This window comes from Candidatus Hepatincolaceae symbiont of Strigamia maritima (genome assembly GCF_055505085.1).
In genome coordinates, this window is sequence record NZ_DBKDTU010000222.1 from 1 (window position 1) to 5,081 (window position 5,081).

5 protein-coding genes and 1 tRNA gene are annotated in these 5,081 nt (G+C 28.4%); 3 read left to right on the plus strand and 3 right to left on the minus strand.

The window, feature by feature from the left end; translation table 11 throughout:
* Positions 1 to 747 precede the first annotated feature (747 nt).
* Positions 748 to 1,107 carry a rhodanese-like domain-containing protein gene (locus tag ACQCX0_RS06080; RefSeq protein WP_462563281.1) on the minus strand — a complete coding sequence of 120 codons (360 nt, stop codon included), beginning with the start codon at positions 1,105 to 1,107 and terminating at the stop codon, positions 748 to 750.
* Between the two features lie 75 nt (positions 1,108 to 1,182).
* A complete protein-coding gene (locus ACQCX0_RS06085; protein ID WP_462563282.1) occupies positions 1,183 to 1,347 on the minus strand; it encodes a zinc ribbon domain-containing protein in 165 nt (54 codons plus the stop codon).
* A 265-nt stretch (positions 1,348 to 1,612) separates the two neighbouring features.
* On the opposite strand from ACQCX0_RS06085, the gene ACQCX0_RS06090 reads away from it, so the two are divergent.
* From ACQCX0_RS06090 to ACQCX0_RS06100, 3 genes are all read left to right on the plus strand, one after another.
* Positions 1,613 to 1,990 (plus strand): group III truncated hemoglobin, encoded by a 378-nt coding sequence (locus ACQCX0_RS06090; RefSeq protein ID WP_462563283.1) that lies wholly within the window; start codon positions 1,613 to 1,615, stop codon positions 1,988 to 1,990.
* Positions 1,991 to 2,702: 712 nt separating this feature from the next.
* A complete protein-coding gene (locus tag ACQCX0_RS06095) occupies positions 2,703 to 3,845 on the plus strand; it encodes an MFS transporter (RefSeq protein WP_462563284.1) in 1,143 nt (380 codons plus the stop codon).
* 134 nt (positions 3,846 to 3,979) lie between these two features.
* Positions 3,980 to 4,056, plus strand: a tRNA-Met gene (locus ACQCX0_RS06100).
* 112 nt (positions 4,057 to 4,168) lie between these two features.
* On the opposite strand, the gene ACQCX0_RS06105 is transcribed toward ACQCX0_RS06100, so the two are convergent.
* Positions 4,169 to 5,081, minus strand: a 913-nt coding sequence (locus tag ACQCX0_RS06105; protein WP_462563285.1) for a tyrosine-type recombinase/integrase, incomplete at its 5' end; no start/stop codon positions are given.

Genomic DNA, 5,081 nt, shown 5'->3' on the forward strand with positions numbered 1-5,081 from the left:
GCGACCACCGAGATCTACACTCTTTCCCTACACGACGCTCTTCCGATCTGTTATTGCCTATGGTTCTTATATGGACTATCAAAATATTACAGAATTTACCTATAGTGTTTATATCAGTTTAATAATTACTTTTTTTGCGGGAATTAGCGGGGTAATTTGTGTAGTATTAGTTGCTAGGGAAAAAATAAGTAATTATTATTTTGGAATTATTTCAGTTTTATTATGGTTAATTTATGTAGTTTTTTGGTCTCCTTTAATTTGGGATGCCTTTATTAATATAGTTTATCTAATTCTTAATATTTATGGTTTGTATTACTGGAGACATCCTCATAAAGCTCAACAGAAACCTAATATATCCGTAGCTATTACTAGAAGATTATCAAAATTAGAATACTTATGTTATAGTAGTATAGCTATAGTAATGTTAGTTATTATGACTTTAATCGGGCAAAAAATTAGTAAATACACCGATATTTTTCAAGGAATAACTGATTCTCTAACTACGGTATTAGCCATTTTAGGGCAATGGTTTATGGCAAGAAAAATTCTTGAGAATTGGTATCTGTGGATTGCTCTAAATATTATTAGTATTCCTTTATATATTAGTATTAATAGTTATACTTTAGTAGCAGTTTGGGTAATCTATTTAATAAATTCCATCTATGGCTTAATTATGTGGAGGAATAAGATGTTAATCAATACAGAGGTACAATAAGTTTTTGTGAATACCAGCTTACTTAAATAACATTAATCTCTAGCTATAAAATAACCTTTTTGAGCCCAAGCTATTATTCCGTCATCTAAATTAGATAAAGTGGACTCTAATCCTTGAGCATATAGTTGCTTAATTGCTTCTAAAGACCTGAATCCGGCTCTACAATAAATTACTATTTCATCATCCTCACTAAATTCCTGATTATATTTTAATCCAAAAGCTACTCTTACTTTATCTAAAGATAGCTCACTCAGAGGAACATTTTCCGCCCCATCAATATATCCTTCTTTAACCTCATCTATTTCTCTAACGTCTAAGATTTTTAATAAGGGATTAAGTTTAAGTTTTTCTCTTAATTGTTCAGCACTAAGAGTTTTTATCGGTTTATCCATAAAATCTATTCCTACTATAAACATTATAATCTTTTAAGACTATAAATATTTCTAGTCTTAAATTTTTGTATGGCTTTAATGGACAGTTCCACGCATTTCCTCCACGGTGATCTTTTGGTTAATAAAAGCTCCATTCTCATAACAATAACTACAATATTCTTTGCTAGTGGCATCCGGATTAGTTTTTCCTTTAGGAGCATGCTTTAGAAGCATCCCGCAACTCTGATAAATTGTATTCATTTACTTTATCCTTAGTAAGATTAAGATTTATCTAGAAGTATTATAATAAAAAAAATATTGTACACAATAATTATTTTATAATTCTAGCATAAAATTGCTCATAAAAAGCACTGATTACAATAGAATATAAGGTTAGAGAAATATAATTTTTGTTATGAATAAAGTTAACTCCTACTATTTTAGTAGATTATATTTTATTTTTAGAATACAATATAATTTCTAAGAATACTAGCCCTAATTGGGTATATAATATGCGGAGAGAGCAATGTTACTATATGAAGAAATAAATCATAAAGGTATATCTTTATTGGTAGATAAATTTTATGCTAAAGTAAGACGAGATGAAATGATAGGTCCGGTTTTTAATACACATGTTGCAGATTGGCCTGAACATCTAGTTGAATTAAAAAGATTTTGGGCAACAGTTATGTTAGGGACTAAAGAATATAAAGGTAGCCCGTTTTTAGTACATATGGCTTTAAAAAATGTTATAACTAAAGAACATTTTATTAGATGGTTAGCATTATTTAAAGAAACACTGTTTACTATATTTGTAGAGAGTGTTGCTACACTATTTATTGCTAAATCTCAACATATTGCAGAAGCCTTACAATTGGGAATGTTTCCTCCAGAATTAGCTTGACAAGCTAATTATAATATCTAAATTTTAATAGTTTATTTTGTGCTTTTATAATATGATATAATTAATTAAGAATACAAAAATATAATGAGGCAAATATGCAAATTATGTTATTTAATCTCATAACAGATATAAATGAGAAAACAAATGTGTCTTTCTACAGAAATTAATCCTGAAGATAATACTTAATTGGTAGGGATATTTTATAATAAGGTAGTACAGGATAACTTTTTAGAATCAGTATTTAATACTAGGCTTAAAATTTTTATAACATTAATAGGATCTCCGAGTATTTTAAAGGAGTTTATAGGGTTTAGTGAAAAAGAAGCTAAAAACCTAGTTGCCACGTATCAGATCTATTTTCAAGACATAAAATAATGCTAGTATACTAGCTATAGTATCTTTTGTCAAAGATTTAGAATTATTTAAAAAAACTTAAGTCCATATATTGTAAATTCAAATTTTATAAAAGATATTGTAACCGGATTTACCATAGGGTTTATTCTTAAAACTAAAAGTATTACTACAGTTTTAAAAACAGGTATGGTTACTCCTAATTAGTGTAACAACCTAAATATAAAAATAAATTACAGATCTAAGTTCTATCTAATTTAGAAGCATCTTAGAGAGAATAGTATCTTCAGATAAAATTCTACTACAATCAGAATTTATTGATAAAGCACACAAAATGTAATGAATGACAGGAGTATAAAAAATGAAGTTATATATAGCGTGTGGAGCAATATGTTTAAGTATTATGGGGTTAGGATTGGTTATTCCTTTAATTCCTTTATTTGTACAAAAATACGGATTATCGTCCTTGAATATAGGAATATTCGTTGCGGGTTTTGGAATCAGCAATTTTATAGGTTGTTTATTTTGGGGTAATTTAAGTGATAGAGTAGGACGTAAACCTGTTTTAATGATTACTTTTGCCGGCTTAGGTATTACGTATTTTCTAATTAGTCAAAGTATTGAAAATTATACCTTATTATTCTGGGGAAGATTAGTATCAGGTTTTTTTGCGGGCAACGTACCGGTATTTTTTGCCATAGCAGCAGATTTAACTACTAAAGAGAATCGCATTAAAGCAGTAAGCTTAATCAGTGGGGGATTTTCTCTAGGCTTAATTGCAGGACCCTCTCTAGGGGGGTTATTGGTTGGTAATGATATAAGCGGACAAAATTTATATTTACCATTTTTAGTGTCAGGAATAGCTTATGTAATTACTTTAATAGTTTTTGCAATTTTTTTTAGTGAGAGTAAAAATACAATTTTTGATAACAAAAATTCTACACTTAGTTACCTGAAAACTTTAATAAAGCAACGGGCATTTCTATTAAATGCATACTTTATGATGTTTTTTGGCTTTTCTGCTATAGGGTTAGAGGTTTTTCTTAGTATTTGGTCTTCTCAGATCTTTGGGTTTACTGCTTTACACTTGGGGATAATTTGGGTATTAGTAGGAATAAATACAGTATTTTTTGAGGTAGTAGTGAGTAGATTCTTCTATGGCAATAAAGCTATTTATACAGGATTGTTAGGAATGTCAGCGGTAATATTGTTAATCTGGGTGCAAGATATTTATAGTTTTATAGGGGTATTATTTCTCTTATCCGCCGGATTAGGTGTGTATTTTCCATCAGTTGCTACAAAAGCATCAAACCAGAGTTCCCTAACAAAATACGGAATGATTTTCGGTATGGCAGTAGGAATGGAGCAAGTCGGTACTGCAATGGGTCCTACTATCTACGGATTAATTGTAAATTATTCATCCTTAAATATTATGTGGATATTTGCAGGAGGCATGAGTTTAGTTTCCTGTGCTATTTTATATTTCTCTAAGCAAAAAAAGTAGCTCTAAGCAATGATTCTTAACAATAAAAATACGTAATGAGAATATCTGACAATAAGTAATTGATTGACAATCTTTTTATATTTAATAATAATGTATAAGGGTAGTTTTAAGATTCTTTAAATACTACTATTTGTCGCGGGGTAGAGCAGTCCGGTAGCTCGTCAGGCTCATAACCTGAAGGTCGTTGGTTCAAATCCAACCCCCGCAACCATTATTTTCTTAGCTTTCCACAAATTATTTAAAATCATACAAAATCATTCTGCTACTATTCTGCTACCTTTTTAATAAATATTAATTAATTTTAATAAATAATTTTTCTATTTTTAATGATTAACTTTTAAATTTTCTAAAATGATTCTTACTCTATTTATATGAACATTGCCATAACTTTGAAAAGTTGTACTTACATTACTATGATCTAAGTTTTGGCTCCATGCTTTCATTTCTTCTGGATTACTACATCTTTCTTCTCCAATGTGTGCTAGCATATGCCTTATTGAATGTGGATTAAATATATATCCATCTTTTTTAAAAGCTTCCTCTATAATGTTTCTAGCCTGTGTTGTGGATGTAAAAAACTTTGGTTTTGAACTAAATCCTTCTTGTTTAAAGAATAAATCTTCATCTAATGTAATATAAGCCTTAGGAAACAGTGGATAATTATTTTTATATCCTAATTCTATTTGTAAAAATAAGTGCCATTTATTAAATACTTCTGTAAATTCATTTCCTACAGGAAAATAAAAGGTATCTATATTCTTTGAAAACTTAGTTTTAATACCTTCTTTTGCTCTTTGTTTTATTAGCTTTTTATTGATATCAACCGATCCTAATTTTAAGCTTATTAAACTTTCTATTCTTGCTCCACTTATTACTAAACATGCAAATAATGCTTTATTCCTTTTTTCTATTAATGTTTCTTCTTTCATATTTAATAATACTTTTTTGCATTGTTCTATGTTGGGATATTCTTTAAAATTATTGATATTTATTAATGAAGTATTTTGTGATATTGATAAATTCAAATATTCTATATCATGATAATTTAAGCTTTTTTTATACCCATTTTCTCTTATTAAATAATATAAGAATGATTTTAAATCGTTTAAGTATCCTCTTTTTGTAGATACACTTATAGATTCTTTTGTTTGCTTATTCAAGAGCTTTTCTAAATGTTCTTTATAAGATATAGCAACTTTAGAATTAAAATATTTATAGTCCTTCTTAAAAAATTCA

Bases quoted from the DNA above. Each gene is read 5' to 3' on its own strand.
- ACQCX0_RS06080 (WP_462563281.1), bottom strand. From the start codon at position 1,107: ATGGATAAACCGATAAAAACTCTTAGTGCTGAACAATTAAGAGAAAAA.
- ACQCX0_RS06085 (WP_462563282.1), bottom strand. From the start codon at position 1,347: ATGAATACAATTTATCAGAGTTGCGGGATGCTTCTAAAGCATGCTCCT.
- ACQCX0_RS06090 (WP_462563283.1), top strand. From the start codon at position 1,613: ATGTTACTATATGAAGAAATAAATCATAAAGGTATATCTTTATTGGTA.
- ACQCX0_RS06095 (WP_462563284.1), top strand. From the start codon at position 2,703: ATGAAGTTATATATAGCGTGTGGAGCAATATGTTTAAGTATTATGGGG.